General features: G+C 65.3%; 21 protein-coding genes and 1 tRNA gene. 18 read left to right on the top strand and 4 right to left on the bottom strand.

Features of this window, described 5'->3' with window-relative positions; genetic code table 11:
• The first annotated feature begins 12 nt into the window (after positions 1 to 12).
• The 18 genes from AAIO73_RS05295 to AAIO73_RS05210 all read left to right on the top strand — a co-directional run bounded on the left by AAIO73_RS05295 (position 13) and on the right by AAIO73_RS05210 (position 15,856).
• Positions 13 to 1,947 (top strand): phage major capsid protein, encoded by a 1,935-nt coding sequence (locus AAIO73_RS05295; RefSeq protein ID WP_345876698.1) that lies wholly within the window; start codon positions 13 to 15, stop codon positions 1,945 to 1,947.
• A gap of 50 nt (positions 1,948 to 1,997) precedes the next feature.
• Positions 1,998 to 2,306: a Gp49 family protein gene (locus AAIO73_RS05290; RefSeq protein WP_345876697.1), complete on the top strand. Its 309-nt coding sequence runs from the start codon at positions 1,998 to 2,000 to the stop codon at positions 2,304 to 2,306.
• A 24-nt stretch (positions 2,307 to 2,330) separates the two neighbouring features.
• Positions 2,331 to 2,600 carry a hypothetical protein gene (locus AAIO73_RS05285; protein WP_345876696.1) on the top strand — a complete coding sequence of 90 codons (270 nt, stop codon included), beginning with the start codon at positions 2,331 to 2,333 and terminating at the stop codon, positions 2,598 to 2,600.
• Positions 2,601 to 2,714: 114 nt separating this feature from the next.
• The gene (locus AAIO73_RS05280; RefSeq protein WP_345876901.1) at positions 2,715 to 3,986 is read left to right on the top strand and encodes a phage portal protein; all 1,272 of its coding nucleotides are present in this window, start codon (positions 2,715 to 2,717) and stop codon (positions 3,984 to 3,986) included.
• The gene (locus AAIO73_RS05275) at positions 3,979 to 4,950 is read left to right on the top strand and encodes a hypothetical protein (protein WP_345876695.1); all 972 of its coding nucleotides are present in this window, start codon (positions 3,979 to 3,981) and stop codon (positions 4,948 to 4,950) included. The genes AAIO73_RS05280 and AAIO73_RS05275 overlap by 8 nt, the downstream gene beginning before the upstream one ends.
• Before the next feature lie 30 nt (positions 4,951 to 4,980).
• Positions 4,981 to 6,477: a hypothetical protein gene (locus AAIO73_RS05270; protein WP_345876694.1), complete on the top strand. Its 1,497-nt coding sequence runs from the start codon at positions 4,981 to 4,983 to the stop codon at positions 6,475 to 6,477.
• The gene (locus AAIO73_RS05265) at positions 6,474 to 6,650 is read left to right on the top strand and encodes a hypothetical protein (RefSeq protein ID WP_345876693.1); all 177 of its coding nucleotides are present in this window, start codon (positions 6,474 to 6,476) and stop codon (positions 6,648 to 6,650) included. The genes AAIO73_RS05270 and AAIO73_RS05265 overlap by 4 nt, the downstream gene beginning before the upstream one ends.
• Positions 6,650 to 7,207 (top strand): hypothetical protein, encoded by a 558-nt coding sequence (locus tag AAIO73_RS05260; RefSeq protein WP_345876692.1) that lies wholly within the window; start codon positions 6,650 to 6,652, stop codon positions 7,205 to 7,207. Before AAIO73_RS05265 ends, AAIO73_RS05260 begins: the two co-directional genes overlap by 1 nt.
• Positions 7,204 to 7,653, top strand: a complete 450-nt coding sequence (locus AAIO73_RS05255) for a DUF6950 family protein (protein ID WP_345876691.1) — start codon at positions 7,204 to 7,206, stop codon at positions 7,651 to 7,653. The genes AAIO73_RS05260 and AAIO73_RS05255 overlap by 4 nt, the downstream gene beginning before the upstream one ends.
• Positions 7,641 to 12,221: a hypothetical protein gene (locus tag AAIO73_RS05250; protein ID WP_345876690.1), complete on the top strand. Its 4,581-nt coding sequence runs from the start codon at positions 7,641 to 7,643 to the stop codon at positions 12,219 to 12,221. The genes AAIO73_RS05255 and AAIO73_RS05250 overlap by 13 nt, the downstream gene beginning before the upstream one ends.
• A 62-nt stretch (positions 12,222 to 12,283) precedes the next feature.
• Complete coding sequence (locus tag AAIO73_RS05245; RefSeq protein ID WP_345876689.1) at positions 12,284 to 12,793, top strand: DUF4376 domain-containing protein; 510 nt, start codon at positions 12,284 to 12,286, stop codon at positions 12,791 to 12,793.
• Positions 12,777 to 13,061: a hypothetical protein gene (locus AAIO73_RS05240; protein WP_345876688.1), complete on the top strand. Its 285-nt coding sequence runs from the start codon at positions 12,777 to 12,779 to the stop codon at positions 13,059 to 13,061. The genes AAIO73_RS05245 and AAIO73_RS05240 overlap by 17 nt, the downstream gene beginning before the upstream one ends.
• A 45-nt stretch (positions 13,062 to 13,106) precedes the next feature.
• Complete coding sequence (locus tag AAIO73_RS05235; RefSeq protein ID WP_345876687.1) at positions 13,107 to 13,607, top strand: hypothetical protein; 501 nt, start codon at positions 13,107 to 13,109, stop codon at positions 13,605 to 13,607.
• A complete protein-coding gene (locus tag AAIO73_RS05230) occupies positions 13,604 to 13,906 on the top strand; it encodes a hypothetical protein (protein WP_345876686.1) in 303 nt (100 codons plus the stop codon). Before AAIO73_RS05235 ends, AAIO73_RS05230 begins: the two co-directional genes overlap by 4 nt.
• Positions 13,907 to 14,030: 124 nt before the next feature.
• The gene (locus AAIO73_RS05225; RefSeq protein ID WP_345876685.1) at positions 14,031 to 14,495 is read left to right on the top strand and encodes an N-acetylmuramoyl-L-alanine amidase; all 465 of its coding nucleotides are present in this window, start codon (positions 14,031 to 14,033) and stop codon (positions 14,493 to 14,495) included.
• Complete coding sequence (locus AAIO73_RS05220; protein WP_345876684.1) at positions 14,492 to 14,800, top strand: hypothetical protein; 309 nt, start codon at positions 14,492 to 14,494, stop codon at positions 14,798 to 14,800. The genes AAIO73_RS05225 and AAIO73_RS05220 overlap by 4 nt, the downstream gene beginning before the upstream one ends.
• The gene (locus AAIO73_RS05215) at positions 14,797 to 15,198 is read left to right on the top strand and encodes a hypothetical protein (protein ID WP_345876683.1); all 402 of its coding nucleotides are present in this window, start codon (positions 14,797 to 14,799) and stop codon (positions 15,196 to 15,198) included. The genes AAIO73_RS05220 and AAIO73_RS05215 overlap by 4 nt, the downstream gene beginning before the upstream one ends.
• 391 nt (positions 15,199 to 15,589) lie before the next feature.
• Positions 15,590 to 15,856 (top strand): hypothetical protein, encoded by a 267-nt coding sequence (locus tag AAIO73_RS05210; protein ID WP_345876682.1) that lies wholly within the window; start codon positions 15,590 to 15,592, stop codon positions 15,854 to 15,856.
• 100 nt (positions 15,857 to 15,956) lie between these two features.
• Here AAIO73_RS05210 and AAIO73_RS05205 read toward each other — a convergent pair whose 3' ends face one another.
• The 4 genes from AAIO73_RS05205 to AAIO73_RS05190 form a co-directional block, all read right to left on the bottom strand.
• Positions 15,957 to 16,199, bottom strand: a complete 243-nt coding sequence (locus AAIO73_RS05205) for a hypothetical protein (protein WP_056455968.1) — start codon at positions 16,197 to 16,199, stop codon at positions 15,957 to 15,959.
• Positions 16,199 to 16,348 (bottom strand): hypothetical protein, encoded by a 150-nt coding sequence (locus tag AAIO73_RS05200; RefSeq protein WP_345876681.1) that lies wholly within the window; start codon positions 16,346 to 16,348, stop codon positions 16,199 to 16,201. The genes AAIO73_RS05205 and AAIO73_RS05200 overlap by 1 nt, the downstream gene beginning before the upstream one ends.
• Before the next feature lie 217 nt (positions 16,349 to 16,565).
• The gene (locus AAIO73_RS05195; RefSeq protein WP_345876680.1) at positions 16,566 to 17,093 is read right to left on the bottom strand and encodes a hypothetical protein; all 528 of its coding nucleotides are present in this window, start codon (positions 17,091 to 17,093) and stop codon (positions 16,566 to 16,568) included.
• A 227-nt stretch (positions 17,094 to 17,320) separates the two neighbouring features.
• A tRNA-Ile gene (locus AAIO73_RS05190) sits at positions 17,321 to 17,396 on the bottom strand.
• Between the last annotated feature and the right edge of the window lie 27 nt (positions 17,397 to 17,423).

Here is a 17,423-nt window from a genome sequence, read left to right as displayed (position 1 = left end):
AAGGAGCACGCGATGCAGGTTCTGCACAAGGCGGTCGCGCGCGCGGCCGGCGACGATCCCTATACCTTCGTGATGTCCGACGCGACCGTCGACCGGTACGGCGACGTCGTCGAGCCGTCCGGCTGGAAGCTGACGAACTTCAAGCGCAACCCGATCGCGCTGTTCGGACACGATTCGTCGTTCGTCATCGGCAACTGGAAGAACCTGCGGGTCGAGGCCGGAAAGCTGATCGGCGAACTGGTGATGCTGCCGGCCGGTATCAGCGCGCGAGTCGACGAAATCCGCGCGTTCATCGAGGCGAAGATGCTGCGTGCGGTGTCGGTCGGCTTCCGCGGGCTGAAATCCGAACCGATCGGCAATGGCGGCATCCGCTTCACCGAAAGCGAACTGGTCGAGTGCAGCGTGGTCGCCATTCCGGCGAACCCGAACGCACTGCAGGTCGCCAAGAGCCTCAACCTTTCCCGCGACACACAGGCGCTGATCTTCGTCGAGCCCGACACTGCGACCATCGCCCGCGACGCGCGAACCCCCGGCGAGCCCGCCACGCAGAAATCCCTTTCGAGGAAACCGAACATGACGACGCTCGCACAGCGCATCGAAGGCGTGCAGGACGACCTGACGCAGCTTCGCGACAACCTTCAGACCGCGATCGACAACGGCGCCGAAATCGACACGATCACCGCCGAAATCGAAAAGAAGGACGCCACCCTCCTTTCGCTCAAGCGCGCCGAGGCGGCGCTCGCCGGCACCGGCACTGGCGCGGCCGGGACGACCATCGTGGTCGAGCCGCGCACGATCGAACAGCGCACCGCGCCCGCAGACCAGCGCCGCCCGTTCGCGGTGGCCGCCAAGAAGGTCGAGCCCGTCGATCACATCTTCCGCTCGATGACCGTTGGGCTGATCGCCCACGTCCGCAAGGTGTCGCCCACGGTCGCGCTTCAGCAAGCCTATGGCGAAGATGTCGCGACGAAAGCCGTGCTGGACATCATGACCCGCTCGGCGACCGTCCCGGCCGACACCGTGACCCCGGCATGGGCTGGCGTGCTGGTCGAGACCGCGATCGGCGAGTTCTTCGACCTACTGCTGCCGACCTCGATCTATCCGCGCCTGTCGGCGATCGGCGGTCGCTTCGGCTTCGGTCGAGCGGGCAAGGTGTCGCTGCCGTCGCGTGCGGCCAACCCGTCGGTAGCGGGAAGCTTCGTCGGTGAAGGTGCGCCGATCCCGGTCCGTCAGGGCGGGTTCACCAGCACGACGCTGACCCCGAAGAAGATGGCGGTCATCACCACCATGACGCGCGAGATCACCGAGCACTCGACGCCGCAGATCGAGCAGATCCTGCGCGCGGCGATCCAGGAAGACACCAGCATCGCGCTCGACGTGGTGCTGATGGACGCCCTCGCCGCAACCGCGGTGCGCCCGGCCGGTATCCGAAACGGTGCGATCACCGCGGCGGGCACCGCGGGCGGCGGCATGGCGGCGCTGGTCGCCGACGTGAAGGGCATGCTCATCGACCTGACGGGCTCGACGAACGGCAACATCCGCAACCCGGTGTGGCTGATGAACCCGGGTCAGGCGATCAGCGCCGGCCTCATTCAGGACAACACCGGCCAGTTCCCGTTCAAGGCCGAGCTCGCGAACGGCAACTTCATGGGCTACCCGGCCCTGATCTCGTCGACCGTTCCGGTCGGGGTGGTCGCGCTGGTCGACGCCGCCGACTTCATGTCGGCGACCGGCGACGTGCCGCGGTTCGACGTGTCGGATCAGGCGACGCTGCACATGGAGGATACGACCCCCGCGCAGATCGCGACAGCAGGTGCCGTGCCGTCGGGCGGGCGCGTGCAGTCCATGTTCCAGACCGATAGCCTCGCGCTGCGGATGATTATGGACGTGTCGTGGGCCATGCGCCGCACCGGCACCGTCGTCGTCCGCACGTCTGTCACCTGGTAACCCCCGCTGGCCGGGCTTCGACCCGGCCGGCACCTTATGCGGAGATCGTCATGAACGATGCCGAACTGAATGCCGCTATTGCCGCCCGCCCGGCGGCCAAGGTTACGCCCGAACGCATCTCGGAGGTGATTGTTGGAGAGGCGTATCACCGTCTGACCGAAACCCTGACCGTGTGCGTCCTGACACTCGCAAATGGCTTCACCGTCACCGGCGAAAGCGCCTGCGCCAGCCCGGCGAACTATGACGAAACGATCGGCAACGCGCTCGCCCGCAAGCAGGCCGAAAGCAAGGTCTGGGGTCTCGAGGGCTACCTGTTGCGCGAGAAACTGGCGCTCGCAGACCTTCGCCAGTCCGCCTGAAGCAAAACCGTAGGAGCGAACTACATGCCGACGCCTCAAGAAATCCTCGCCGAGAACCGCAAGGGTCTCGAAGCGCAGAACGCCGCCGCGATGGAACGGACCGACAGCGTCCAGCCCACGCCGACGCAGGAAGAGATCGACGTCGCCAAGCTGGCGACGCCGACGCTCGAAACGCTCGACGGCAAGGAAGACCACGGAGCCCCCGAAGAGCGCCAGGTCGAAGCCGGCGGCCAGGCCGAATATCGCACCCGCGCCTCGCGCGCCGGCCGCAACGCCAAGCAGCAGGCGGAATAAGCCCGCGTGGCGGGGTTTCTGTCTCGGGTTCGGTCGCTCGTCGGCCTGCCCGACACGACCGAGAAGGCCGGGACCGAGACCCCGCCAGTTGCCCTCACCGGCGACTGGCTGCCGATGAACGCGCCCATTAACTGGTGGCAGACCGGCATGTCGCCGCCGCGATCGGCGCGGTCGTCGATGGTCGAGGCATGCGTGTCTGCCTATGCGCAGACGGTCGCAATGTGCCCGGGCAATCATTGGCGTTGGGCGGCCGAAACAGGTCGTCAGCGCGTGCCGAACTCGCCGCTGGCCCGCACCATCAAGCGCCCGAACGACTATCAGTCGATCAGCGATTTCCTGCTGAACCTTGTCCGATACCTGCTGGACGAAGGCAACGCCTATGCCCTGGTGGTGCGCAACAACCGGTTCGAGCCGATTGAACTGCACCTCATGGACAGCGACAGCAGCCACCCGGTGCTCGCGGTTGATGGGTCGATATTCTATTCGCTGGGCGGAAACCCGATCGTCGATCGGCGGTTCGGACCTCGCATCACCGTTCCGGCCCGCGACGTGCTGCATATCCGGCTGCACACCCCGCGCCATCCGCTGGTCGGCGAGACCCCGATGGTCGCAGCGGCGCTCGAGCTTGCCGCTGGCAACGCCGCGCTGTCGAACCAGGTTAATTTCTTCATCAACCAGAGCCGCCCGTCGTTCGTCCTATCGACCGACGCCACCCTGACAATCGAGCAGACTCGCATGCTGCGGACTTCGTGGGACGAGCAGTCAAAGGGCCTGAACAGCGGCGGTACAGCGATCCTGTCGAACGGGCTGAAGCCCAGCCCTATCGGTTCGACCAACAAAGACGCCGAACTGGCAAGCATCCTGCGCCTGTCCAGTGAGGCGATAGCGCAGGTCTACCGCGTCCCGTTGCAGGTGCTGGGCGCTGCGTCGACCGCCTACGCCACGACCGAGGCGCTGATGCAGTCGTGGCGCGCGGGCGGCCTCGGCTTCCTGTTGAACCACGTCGAAGAGGCGATCGGCAACCTGTTCAAGCTGGGCGGCCAGCCCGAGGAATATCTCGAGCTCGACACCTCCGCGCTGCTGCGCAGCGAGTTCAAGGTTCGGGTCGAAGGTTGGGCAGCTGGCACCCAGGCCGGCATCTTCGACCGCAATGTCGCGCGGCAGGATTTCGAGCTCGCTCCGGTCAAGGGCGGCGAGGAGCCGTGGGTGCAGCAGCAGGATATACCGCTGAGCGTCGCGGCCGAAATGGCGAAGAACCCGCCCCCCCCGCCGGCGCTGCCAGAGCCCCCGGCCGAGCCGGAGCCGGATCCTGACGCGGATGCCGAACAGGAGCGTGCCCTGATCGCGTTGTTCGAGAAAGACTTCCGGGAGGCGCTGAATGCTTGACACGAAGGCGCTTGCAGCGGCGACGGCGCTGATCGTGCGCGAGCATGTTACCGCCGCGCTGGAACCGGTGTTGGCAGAGAACGCGGCGCTGCGGGCGCGACTGGACGCGATCGAGGGCCGCGAGGCGCCCGCCGTCGATACCGACGCCGTCGCTGCGATCGTGCGCGATGCCGTCGCGGCGCTGCCGGTCCCGCAGGACGGCAAGGATGCGGAAGTCGACATGGACTCCGTCGCTCGGCTGATCGATGAAAGCGTAGCGCGCCACATGGCCCGGGTTCCGGCGCCGAAGGATGGTGTCAGCATCACGCTCGACGATGTCCGCCCCCTGGTCGATGACGCCGTCAGCAAGGCTGCGTCGGCTATCCCGGTCCCGAAAGATGGCGTCGGCCTCGCTGGCGCGCTGATCGACCGCGGCGGTAACCTCGTCGTCACGCTGACCGATGGCTCAACGCGAGACCTCGGGCCGGTCGTCGGCCGCGACTATGACGCTGACGTGCTGACCGAGGCGGTTCGGACTGCGGTTGCCGAATTGCCAGCGCCCAAGGACGGCGACCCCGGCAAGGATGCTGACCCGGCGGTCATCAAGCAGATGGTCGACGACGCTGTCGCGGCGATCCCGCCGGCGAAAGACGGCAAGGACGCCTATCCCGGCCAAGCGCACGGTCTGTTCGATCCCGACGGCTCGTACCGAGCGCTCGACGTCGTGTCGCTGAATGGCTGCGAATGGCGCGCGAAGACCGACAACCCCGGCCCGCTGCCGGGAGATGGCTGGATGCTGTCGGCCCAGCGCGGCAAGCCCGGCAAGGCGGCTGCACCGCTCCCCGCAATCGACGGCAAGGACGGTGCTTCGATCATCGCCGGCGCCTTTGACCGCGATGCAATGCAGCTGACCCTCGCGCGCGACGACGGCGAGGCGTTCACGATCGACTTTCTCCCGCTCGCTGAAGCGATCCGCGAGGGCTGAGGCCCGCCCCTATCGAAAGAGGTTGCATCTATGGCCTTCATGCCGACCCGCGGCGGTCGTGGACCCTCCACGCCCATCATCTTCGTGCCGACACTGAACGATCTCGTTCTGTCGGGCGCGCTGGTTGCTGGCGTGGCATCGACCGGCACGATCCTGAACGCGACGACCGGCTCGACGATCACGAGCACTGTCCCCGGCCTGACCGTGAATAGCGCAGCGCGCACCTATAGCTACAACGGGGCCGGGTCTGCTGGCTCGGTGCAGGGCTTGGTCGAGACGCTTGCGGGCGCGACCTTCAGTCCTCGCAACAATGTCGTGACGATCGTGTCTGCCTCGATCCCGGCGTTCACTTCGAACCCGTCGATCAGCCCAACGAGCGGTGACCAGAACACGACGTTCACCGCGATTGACGGCGCTATGAGCAACGGCGGCTCAGTCCTTTCGCGCCGCTGGCTGCTGAACGGCACATCGATCGGCAGCGGTACGACCATCGTTCCCGGAGCGCAGGGCTCGCTCGTTCTGGAGAATACCGGCACAGGTAATGTCGTTGCCACGTCGACTGCCGTGACCGTTGCCGCCGCAACGCCCGCGCCCGCCGCGACGATCAGCTTCGCCGCGCCGACTGCGACTGTCACCGAGGGCGATACTGGCACGAAGACGGTCAGCAACACGGTCAACGTGGCGCGGAATGGCGTGACCGGCCCGCTGACAATCAACCTCTCTTATGGCGGAACCGTTCGTGCCCGACAGCGCCGGCACCATTCATCCAAACAGCGCTCTGCGCGGTGGCCGAAACGCTCCGGCGACAGTCAGGATCGAGGAAGCGCCCGGCTTCGCGTCGCGCGTCGTCGGCATTTCCAGCGACGTGAACGTTCAGTCCCAGCGAACGACAAGCCGCCGGGCGGCAATGCAGAACAGGCAGCGGCTCGCATAATGCTCGAATTTCCGCCGAACATCGTGCCGAACGGTGCCATTGCCTCGATCGTCGATCGGGGGGGCGTCCAGCGCGGTGCCAGCGCCCTCCGGGTCGACCGGTTGGGCAACCACTACCGCATCGCCATGACGCTGCCTCCGCTCGACGATGAGGACGGTGCGCGGGTCGTCGTGTCGCGGCTGATCCGGGCCAAGCGCAAGGGTCTGCGCGTGCCGTATCCGCTGCTGTCGGTTGACCAGTCGGGTTGCGGAACGGGCGTTGTGGTCGATGGTGCAGGCCAGACCGGCGGATCGATCCGCGTCCGTGGACTGCCGCCGTACGCGATCGTTCGCGAGGGATTCTGGTTCTCGATCGAGTCGAGCAGCGGTCAGCATTACCTGCACAACGTCGGTACCGATGCCGGCGCCGGGATCGACGGACGGGCAACGCTATCGGTCGACGATACCATGCTTCGCCGTGCCTTCGCCGATGGTGCGCGCGTGCACTTCGTGCGGCCGATGATCGAAGGGCTGATCGACGGCAGCGAGCAGGATTGGGAACTGGCGGTCGACCATAACACCCGTATTGAATTCACGATTGAGGAAGTGGCATGATCATCAAGGTAGTGGACGCGCCAATCGTCGCGGGCGGCAAGGCAATGATGCTATGTGCGGATAGTGGCGAGGTGCTTGGAAAGCAGGTTCTTTGTGATCTGCACCAGACGACCGAAGGCGCCGAACTTACCGTGCGTTTCATCGTCGACGGTGAAGAATTGCGGTTCGCCTGATGGATCGCGTGACGCTGGTCGGGCTGCTGAAGCTCGAACTGCCCGGCCGGGACGTGTTGCTGTGTGACGGCGGCATGGTGCCCTATGCCGGGCAGCTATATCAGTCGATCGACGACGTGTTCGGGACGGTCGACGCGTTCGAGGCGCTGACCGAAGGGACCGGCGACGAACTACCGGCCGGGACGATTACTTTCCTACCACCGAATGCTGCGGCCGCGGCGGAACTGTCACAGCCAGACTACCAAAATTCCCGGCTCCGCATGTGGATCGGAGAAGTCGACGAAGCCACCGGTCGACTGATCGGCGAACCCGATCTCATGGCCGACTGGCAGACGGACAAGACCGTCATCCGCCGGCAGACCGGCACGCGCGCCCTCGACATCGGGTGCGTCACTCGGTCGCAACGGCTGCTGATCCGCAACGACGGCAACGCTCTGACCTCGCCCGCGCACCAGCGCGTGTTTCCGGGCGAGCGCGGCTTCGACAATGCCGTCGGCATGGACGTCGAAATTCCGTGGGGCGTCGTGTCGCCGCCGCGAGGGGTGCAGCGCGCATGATGAACCTTCACGTTCGAGCCGAGAATACGGCGGAAGTGGTCGCGCGGTTTCGTGCTCGCCCGTTCGGCTGGGATAGCGGTGGGACCTGCATCCACTTGGCACGCGCACAGATGCGGGCGCTGGGTCACAAGCCGCCTGCCATACCCCGCTTCTATTCGGCGATCGGCGCCATGAAGGCGCTGCGCGGGACGGGGCACGCGACCCTTGAAGCGTTGCTCGACTCGATGCTGCCTCGCATCGCGCCTGCCGCAATGTGGGTCGGCGATCTGGCCCTGATGGACAGCGGTACCGACGACCCGTTTGACGCGATCGTTGTGTCGACCGGGCAGACGGGGTCCGGTCCGATCGGCGGCGGCCAGATGGTGGCCGGCTACCATGCCGAACATCTTGGCAGTGGCATCGTCAATATCATTCCACTGGCATTCAAGGGGGCGTGGCGACTGTGAGCGGCGTTGCGAAATTCATTGGCACCGTTGCCGGCATCGCTGCCCTCATTCCGGGGCCGCACCAGCCTATCGCGGCGGCGGTCGCCGTTGCGGCCAACGTCACCGCGCAGCTGACCGCCAAGAAGCCGCCGGCCATGTCGGGCAGCGTCAATCGGATCTCGATCGGCGCCAATCAGCCAAAACCGTATTTGATCGGTGAGACCTACTACGGCGGCAACCGGATCAATCAGGAAGGGTTCGGCGGCAAGGTATCGAAGGTCAACAACCCGTACATGGTGTTGGTCGACGTCTATTCGGGAGCCGGCCCGATCGCCGGGTTCGTCGCGCCCTATCTCGACTTCGTGCCCGTCACGCTCAACGGCAACGCCGCGACCGGCTATGCGGCCAACCATCTGTACGTCTATCACCAGCTCGGCCGCACGCCCGAACCGGCGGCGCTGTCGACGCACTGGAACGGCGCGCAGACCTGGGGGCCGCAGCACAAGCTATCGAGCTATGCCGCCATCTCATGGTGCCTGCGGTTCGATGAGGACGGCAAGCGGTTCGCGGCAGGCGTTCCCCAGACCGGTGCCGTGTGGCGGGGTGTGCTGTGCTACGATCCGCGCAAGGACAGCACATATCCGGGCGGCAGCGGGCCGCACCGGTGGGCTGATCCGACCGATACCGCTGCGTTCGCTGCCGCCAAGGCAACGTGGGAATGGTCGCGCTGCCCCGGCTTGCACGGGCTGCGCTATGCGCTCGGCACATGGGAACGGGACGAACTGAAACCCGACGCCCCGTATCGCAAGACGTTCGGTCCCGGCATTCCGATCGACGGCATTCGCGTCGCCGATTTCGTGGCGCTGGCCAACGTGTGCGATGCCAATGGCTGGAAGGTCGACGGCGTCATTCACGAGCCGGGCAACCGCGACGACAACATGAAGAACATCCTTGCGGCCGGCGGCGCGGAGCGTTGCTGGATCGGAGGAAAGCTGGGTTTGAAGCTGTCGGCGCCGCGCGTCGCGCTCGATACGATCACCGAATATGACCTTGCCAATGACGAAGTCGAAGTCGGCGCAATGCAAGGCTGGGAAAGCCGGCTCAACACGATCGTGCCGAAATATCGGTCGGCTGACCACAAGTGGGAATATGTCCCTTCGACCGCCGTGACGATCGCGAGCTACCTTGCCGAGGACGGCGAGGAAAAGGCGGAAGAGCGGCAATACAATCTGGTCCAGTCGAAGGATCAGGCGGCGCAGCTTGCCGCGTACGAATTGCTCGACGCACGGGAACTGGGCGAAATCGTTGTGACCTGCAAGCCGCGCTTGCGGCGGTATGGGGCCGGCGATCTTCTCATCGTTCATCTGCCGGATGACGGCTTGGTCAATCAGCCCTGCGTCGTGCTGAAACGCACCGTCGATCCGGTCAACATGACCGTCGAACTGATCCTTCGCGGGGAGACGGCGGCAAAGCACGATTTCGCGCTTGGTCGGACTGGAACGGCACCGCCCACGCCAAGGCTGGTGGCGGGGGACGTTCTCGACGATATCGCTATCGATGTGCCGTTGCCGTGGGGTGCCGTTGTCGGCGAAGGTCGCCCGGTCGATTACGCCGATGTGACCGGCGAAAACACGTCGAAGGACACGAACGCTGTCGGTGGCCGGCCTGCAGATGAACTGCTGGCCCGTGTCGATGAGATCAACGATGTCGCTATCCCGGCAGTCAACCTCGCCGTAGCGACCGCCAATCAGCGGATCGATGATGCGCGGCAGGCGGCCGATCAGGCGGCAGCGGACGCCAATGCCCGCATCGATGCGGCCGATCTGGCGATCGACGATGCGGTGCGTGACTTCGCTGCTGAGGTTGACCGGGCGAAAGGGGCCGATGAAGCCCTTTCCCGCCGGATCGATAGTATTGTTGCCGAGAGCGGCGGCTATGATGATCGCGACATTCGCGCGATCATTGCCAACGAGCAGTTGGTTCGTGCCGACGACGATCGCGCGCTGGCCCGTGAAATCGACATCGTGTCGGCCAGCGTGACAGAGGGCGACGACGCAGTCCGTGCCGATGTGAAGGTCACGACCGACGCGCTCGCTCGATCCGACGAAGCCTTCGCCCAGCGAGCGGAGGTGATCGAGGCCAGCCTCGACACGGTCGACAGCCGTATTGCGGCAAAGGCCGAAGAGATTACCACGGCCTATGCCGACGCCGACCGCGCCCTGACACGGCGGATCGACAGCATCGTCGCCGATGGCGGCTACGACGATAGCGCTGTGCGAGCCGAGATCGGCCGCGTCGATACGACAGCGATCGAGCGCGATGGGGCGGTGGCACGACGTGTCGATACCGTGGAGACGACCTTCTCGCCCGGCGGCGGAAATATGGTCCCGAACAGCGATTTGGTGACCACGGACGGGTGGTCGACCGGCACGCATACGCCCGGCGGTCCGCTCGATCCTGCTCCGTTTTTAGGGCTGAACGTTGCCGGCGACCCGTACCATCCGCCGGGCGAGAACGTGCTGTCGATCCTGCAATTTGGGCCGCCAAACGGGGGTGACGGGTCGGCGTATCTCGAATGGGCAAGCTCGACCTTCCCGGTCACCGCTGGTGAGTATCTACAATTTTCCGCGCTGGTGAACTGTCATCGGGCGCCGGTCACGCTGTTCCTGGCATTTCGCGATGCGACCGGCGCGTACCTGACGGCGATCCCTTCGCCGGTCGTAGGTCCAGTCAACAATCTCGGTGACCGTCTGTCGTATTATGCTCGTGCCGGTGTCGTCTCGGCACGCGTGCCCGACGGCGCGGTCAACGGCTATCTGATCCTGCGGAAGCTGGATACGATCAGCGGCCAAGCCGACAGTTACGCATGGTTCCTGCGCCCCTATGTCGGCCCCGCCCGCGAGGGGCAGACGGCATGGAACCCGTACAGCGTCGGGCGCGCCTCGCCCGTGCTGCTCGGCACCGTCGCGCGGGTCAAAGACACGACCGACGCGCTGGCTCGCGCTGATGCGGCCTTCGCCGAACGGGCGCAGTCCATCGAAGCCAGCCTTGGTACGGTCGATGCACGCATTGGGGCGAAAGCCGAGGAAGTGACGCGCGCCTATGCCGACGCTGACCGAGCGCTAGGCACGCGCGCGACGACGCTTGAGGCAGCGGCATCGTCCGTCAGCACCAGCATCGTCTTTAATGACAACTTCAACTACTGGCCGGACGGCGGGGTACTGCCGTCGCGCTGGTCGGTGTGGCTTGCCGAAGGCAACTTCCGCACCAACAGGTTGGCGCCGGGTCGCGGTGGCGGCCAGTACTGTGTTCAGACGCTGAACGATGTCGCGGAGGTATCGAGCGGCTTCGTCCAGACGATCTACACGGCCGGCGCCGGCAAGTGGGTGATCGAGGTCACCGCCGGGTTCGACGGTTCGGGGGCGCGCGGCGCGGGCGTCACGTTGAACGGCGTCTGGAACATCGACTTCTGTTCTGATCCCGACATCAACGGACTGGTCGGCGATCGGCCCGGCGAGACCCGGTCGTGGACGAAGATGGTTGATCTTGATGGCCGCGACCAGATCAACGTCCACGCCATGCATGGGTGGGCAGGCTTCGGTCGCGGCATGGCAGCCAAGTACATGGTCTGGCACCGCCTCGCGCTGCGTCCCGCCACCGATGGTGAGATCAAGGCAGGCAAGGCGGATGCCGCGCTGAACGCGCCCGGCGGCGTGCTGGCGCGCATTACAGCGAACGAAGAAACGCTGGCCGATCTGCCGAACCGGTATGCGGCGGCAAGCCGCACCGCCACGCTTGAAGCGCAGTTGCGCGGCGAGGCGGCAAGCGGACTTGGCAACACGATCGGTGCCGTCAACGGCCGGATCGACGAGACCAGCAACGTCCTGTCCGCCCGGATTGAGGATCGGGCAACGGCCATTGCCGACGCGAAGGCCGGCGCGGTTGCGCAGACGGTGCAGCAGCTTCGGGGCGAATACAACGGGACCGCCGCCACGGTTAGTCAGCAGGCCGCCGTGCTGGCCGCTGCGGATGGCCGCACTTCGGTCTATTGGGAAGTGGTCGGCACCACTGTCGACGGCTCGACTAGGGTCCGACTGTCCAAGTCGGATGGCCAGCGCGGCGTCTTCTACGTCGACGCTGATATGATCGTGGACGGTAGCCTGCTGGTCCGCGACAGCATCATCACGGACAAGATCGCCAATCAGGCGGTGACATCGAGCGTGGCTGTTTCCGGCGGCAGCGAGGAAGCCAGCAACGGTGAGGTCCGGATCGCCCAGTCCGCCGCGTTGAACGCCTCCGGCCTCGGCTACACCCGCATCGACATCCAGTACGAGACTTCGGTGTCCGCCGGCACCAGTTCGGGTGGCGCCGAAATGTACGTCAATCGCACCCAGAACGGTCAAACGGTGCGGATCGGGAACCCGATCACGGTCAGTACGGCAAGCGCCCGCGCACCTTACTCGTTCTGGTTTCTCGACAACCCTGCCGCCGGCCCCGTCACCTATGATCTGGTGCTGAGCACGTCGAGCGGGACCCGTATCTACTACGTTTTCCGGGCGTCCATCGCGATTTCGGAGTTCAAGAAGTGATGCGGTACGCGATCGTTCGCCACGCCGATGCAGTCGTCAGTCGGATCGTATCTGCCCAAGATTTGCAGACGCTCATGATGAACTGCCCCGACACGTGCGACCTGGTACCGTGCGACGACCCGGAGGTCGTGCCGGTCGAGTGGGTGTGGGAGGCAACAGGCTTCACACGGATCATTCCACCCGCGCCAACGATTAATCAGCAGCGTGCTCTGGTTTGGGAAGCGGTGCGGGCGGCACGCGATCGGGCGGAATGGTGGGGGTGCTCGACGCCGCTCGGCCGTGCTGACAGCGGCCCGGACAGCCAGCGGAAAGTGGCTGGCGCGGTGCAGTTGGCAATGATCGCGCAGGCGGGCGGCGCTCCGTTCTCGATCGATTGGACCATGCAGGACAACAGCAGCGTGACGCACGATGCCGCCGCGATGATCGCGCTGGGTGTCGCGGTCGGGCAGCATGTTGCCGCCTGTCATGCCGTCGCGCTGGCGAAGCGGTCCGCGATCGAGGCGGCAGGCAATGTCGAGGCGCTGGCGGCGATCGATGTCGAAGGGGGCTGGCCCGATGCGCCGACTGGCTGAAGTGGTGCGGCAGTTGCTGGTGTCGCTCGACCAGTTGGCACAGGTGGCGATCGTCGGCGCAGCCTATCTCTTGCACCTGACCAACGTTTGCCCGTCCGCCGATGAGACGATCAGCAGCTATGTGGGCCGTGCTCAAATGCGGCAGGCATGGTGGGCCGCGATCGTCGCGCCGCTGATCGACGGCTTGTTCGTGCTGCTGGGGGAAGCGCCGGGCCATTGCCGCCGCAACGTCGAAACCGCTTTCCTCGGGCTGCCTCCCCAACCCTGACCCTTAAAGGACTGCCGTTATGAACACGCCCCTTCGGGCGCGCTGGTGCGCGTCCCTGTGAGCCCGCCCGGGCATGTCGCCAGCGTCGTTGCGATTTGGGCAATGATGCTCTTCGGGCTACGCTTCGCCGTTGCTGCGATCCACTGGCTGTTGCCTATCATGCGGGCCGCCTATCGGCTGGCCCGGGCAGAGGAGGCGGAGAAACGCTTCTGCCGCAAGCAATTCGTCCACGCCGTCGATCAGCTGCATCTCGATCTGAACCGGGCAATTACGACCCCGTGGAGCGGCACGCTTCTGTTCGCCGGGTCCATACTGATCGGCTTCGGGTTCGCGATCGGTTGCACCGGCAATGTCATGAAACTGCTTTCGAAGTCAGCTGACGCATGGGAAACTTTCGACGTCCTGACCGACTGCTTTGCTGCGTTGATGTCGATCACCGGCATGGCCTTCATACACGCCGCCACGTCGCAACGCCGGACGGCGAGCTTCCTCGTATCGAGCGCGCTGATCGTCAGCGGCCTCGGGATAGGGCTGGTGACGCTGTGAACGAATGGAAGGCATATCTGCTGGCGGCCTTCGCTGTGTTTGCCGGGCAGGTGTTGCGGGTGGGGCAGAAGATCGAGGCGGGCAAGCCGGTCACTTGGCGCGACCTCTTCGTCATGTGCTCGCTACTGCCCGCGTTCGGCTCCATCGCAGGGGCTGCCGCTATTCATTTCAACTGGCCGGTCTGGTCCGTGCTGGTCGCCGGCATCAGTGCCGGATGGCTTGGCTTCGCCACCATGCGGTTCGTGCTTGTGCTCGCCCGGCAAGTCGCCAGCCAATTGAGCGGGGCGAAACCGGAATAAACGAATGCAGACCCCGGTCGCTCGGCCTGGGAGGGAACCGGCGAGCGGGGTCTGCTTCTGGCCGCAGTGCCCGAACCCGGTCGGACGACCAAAAACTAAATCCATAATGGTTAAGGAATCATTTATGACGACGGCACAACCGGCGTGGCGCGCTGCCGCGTCCGCCCCGATCGCGCGCGGCATTACCTCGATCGCGGTCCACTGCACTGCGACCCGCGAAGGTCAGCCCTTCCACGTCGCCAACATTCGCGCTTGGCACAAGGCGCAGGGTTGGAGCGACATCGGCTATCACTTTCTCGTCGCGCTGGATGGATCGATCGAGATCGGTCGTGCGAAGGCGCTGGTCGGCGCGCATGTTGCCGGCCACAACGCGAACAGCATCGGCATCGTCTATGTCGGCGGTGTTGCCGCGGACGGGAAGACGCCGAAGGACACCCGAAACCCCGCGCAGAAGGCGGCCATGCTCGACCTGCTGCGCGTGTTGGAGCAGTCGCATCCCGGCGCGGTCATCAAGGGACACCGGGACTATCCGAAGGTCGCGAAGGCGTGCCCCAGCTTCGACGCGGTGCGTGAGTACGCGTCGCTGTGATCTGGGCCGCGCTATACGCAATCGGCGCGGCGGTCGTCGTCGGCTGGCTGCTGCATATCCATGCCACCGCCCGCTACCCGATTGACCGGGTGCCGCTCTACATCTTCATCCTGTTCCCGTTGATGTGGGGACCGGTGCTGCTGGTCGTGTTGGTGATCGCGATCGTGGTCGGCACGATCTGGGCAGCGAAGCTGGTCACGCGACGCGTGAACGGTGACCGGCGGGCGGTGGGGGTAGGTCGAATACCGGCGATGCCGCCGCCGAGGCCGGAAGGCGTGCCGCCACCAGCAAGGCCGACCCGATGAGCGCGATCCGCCCCTACCTCACCCTCATCGGCGCAATCGTCGCCGTGGCGCTGCTCGCCGCCGCCTACATCGCTGGCCGGCGCGACGGGCGCGCAATCGCCGATGGAAAGCAAGCGGCGGTCGAGCGGGCGGTGAAAGCCGAACGCGACAAGCGCGAGACGAACGTTGCGACCGGCGAGACGGCGGGCGCGGCCAAGGAAACCGATCGCCAAGAGAAGGTCCGGGAGGTCTACCGTGAAACGAACACCGTCACCGAGCGCCCTGTTTATCGCAACGTCTGCGTTGATGCTGACGGGGTGCGTCTCATCGACCGCGCGACCGCCATCGCCAACGGCGACGATCCCGGCGCATCTGCTGGCCAGACCGGCGAACCTGCCTCAGCCGCGGCGCAGCGCTGACGGCGGGCAGGACGGCGCGGCTGCGTTGGGGTCGCAGCTTGACGTGCTCGACGTCGCGGGCGGCATTCGTGCCCAGCTCGTTCGGCTGCAATGCGCGGTGCTGGCCGCGACCGGTCAGCCGCTACGGGCGGACTGCCCGCGCTGACGAAGGAATATGCAGGGCGAGTAGTATAAAAACCGGCGCGTCACATCGGCTCGCAATGCTGGCACACGCCGTAGCCATCGAATCGATCGACCCCGCCGCACTCCGGGCAGCAGTCATTCTTCGGTTCCGGGTCGTCGCCGATGACGCGCACCCAAAAGGCATCGACGACGGCGCACAGCTTGCTGAAAGAGCCGGCACGCCATATCGAATCCTTGCGTTGATGTTCTCTTTCCGTTCCATAGGCGGATGGGGCGGCACGAGCGAGTCATCATCGAACTGGCGGTCGCCGTCCTCCGCCACGGCGTCACCCAATGCGGCGAAGAGCGCGTCGACACGCATGCGGTGCGGCTGGCGCTGCGCTGCCTGCTGCCCCACTGCCGCGAGCGCTGGCCGCTGGTGTCGTATTGGGAGGGCGCGGGCGGCGAGCACGAGCTCGGCCGGGCGCAGACGGTCACCGCCGCATTCAATGGGATCGTGAGGCAGCTGCGCCAGTCAGGCGCATGGAAGGACTAGGCGAGCAGCCACCGCACGACGGTCGCGACCGTCGACGTGATCGCCAGCGCCATCAGCACCGCGATAACCGTCGCCTCGATCTGGAACAACGTCGGCCGCTTCATTCCGCCGCCTCGGCTGGCGTCCACGGCTCCCGCGCGCCCAGCCGCCGTTCGTCTACCCGGAAGTGCTTCGCTAGGACCAGCCGGTCCGCCTCGTCCAACCGCGCCGGCGTCCCGCGCGTTACGAACTGGTGCAGGTAGGCGGCGTTGCGGCCGATCAGTCGCGACAGGGATGACAGACTGTCGCCGCGATCCTCGGCGAGCGCGACCAGCGTGGCGCGAACCTCGTCGGGGCTTGGCATTAAACGTCGAGACCACGACGCTCGATCTCGTCCGCGAGCGCATCCTGCTCGGGGTCGCCGGCTTCGGCGTCATTCTCGATATAGGCCCGGCGCAGGTCATGGTCGGACATCGCAGCGATGCGCGCCTGTCGTTCGTCGGTGTCGGTCATCGACGGTCCTTCCCTGCCCGGCTATCGACCTGAACCGTCGCCGATCGCCTGCCGAATGTCGAGTGGTGACACGGTCCAAAACCGACACAGCTTTCGACGCCAGCCGCCATTCAGACAAATTCGATATCCCCAGAGGGTAGCAACGCGGTACAGAGCGTGAAAACCGGTGAACGCGTACTGAAAAATAACGCTTTCCGCTCGACTGTTAATCGAGAGACTATTCCCGAAGGCGATTGACGAATGTTGGCCAGATACGATGGCCGAGTCCGCCTTCCCCATTCCGTAAGCCAAGGGATGTAGCCGCAAGGTGCGGTATGGTTTCGAGAGCATCGCTTATGAGTTGCCGGGTCAGCTGGATCGCGGGCACAAAGTCTGAAGGCTCGCTAACCGTCGCCGCTTTTGTATTGTCGCGCATGAACGCTTGGACAGCGGCGCTGACGCTCGCCGGTAACGCAAGTGGCCCAAGGTCGGCGTATCGCCGGAGAGAGCGCAGCGCCTGCTCGCCGTGCTTCTCGATGTCTGCCCGGTACTCGGGTAAATATTCATGGTCGAACATTCGCTCGTTCAGCCAAAGCTCTTCCATGCGGTCTAGGTCATGGAGAGCGGAAATCACATCAGCACAGGAATCAAACCGCTTTTGCCAAGACCGCTCGCGATAAAACCGCGCCAACGCCAACCATGTCGTCAGCAGTGCAGCGACGACGCCGGTCGAAAGGGAAATCAGAAGTTGTTGATACCAGGTCATTATCGTGGCCCATTCAGCCTTGTTCGATCGACGGTACCTGCCGGTCGCCCCGCAGTTCCGCAACGCTAAACCGATACCCCCATTTCGCGAATCGATACCCCCCTGCGTACCCCCTCGTGCGCCGCGAATTGGGGGTATCGCGTGAGAAGTCTTGAGAAGAACGGCTCACCAAAACCGTTGCCACGCCTCGAAAAGTGAGGCTTTATGGAGCCGATGAGAAGAAAGGTTGGTGGGCCCGGCAGGACTCGAACCCGCAACCTAGCCGTTATGAGCGGCCAGCTCTAACCATTGAGCTACAGGCCCCACCTGCGGCGCGAGCGATAGCGTTGC

Origin of the sequence: Sphingomonas epibiotica, assembly GCF_039615155.1 — a bacterium.
Taxonomy (GTDB): Bacteria; Pseudomonadota; Alphaproteobacteria; order Sphingomonadales; family Sphingomonadaceae; genus Sphingomonas.
The sequence above is the reverse complement of the archived record's forward strand: the minus strand, read 5'-3'. Positions and strand labels throughout refer to the sequence as shown.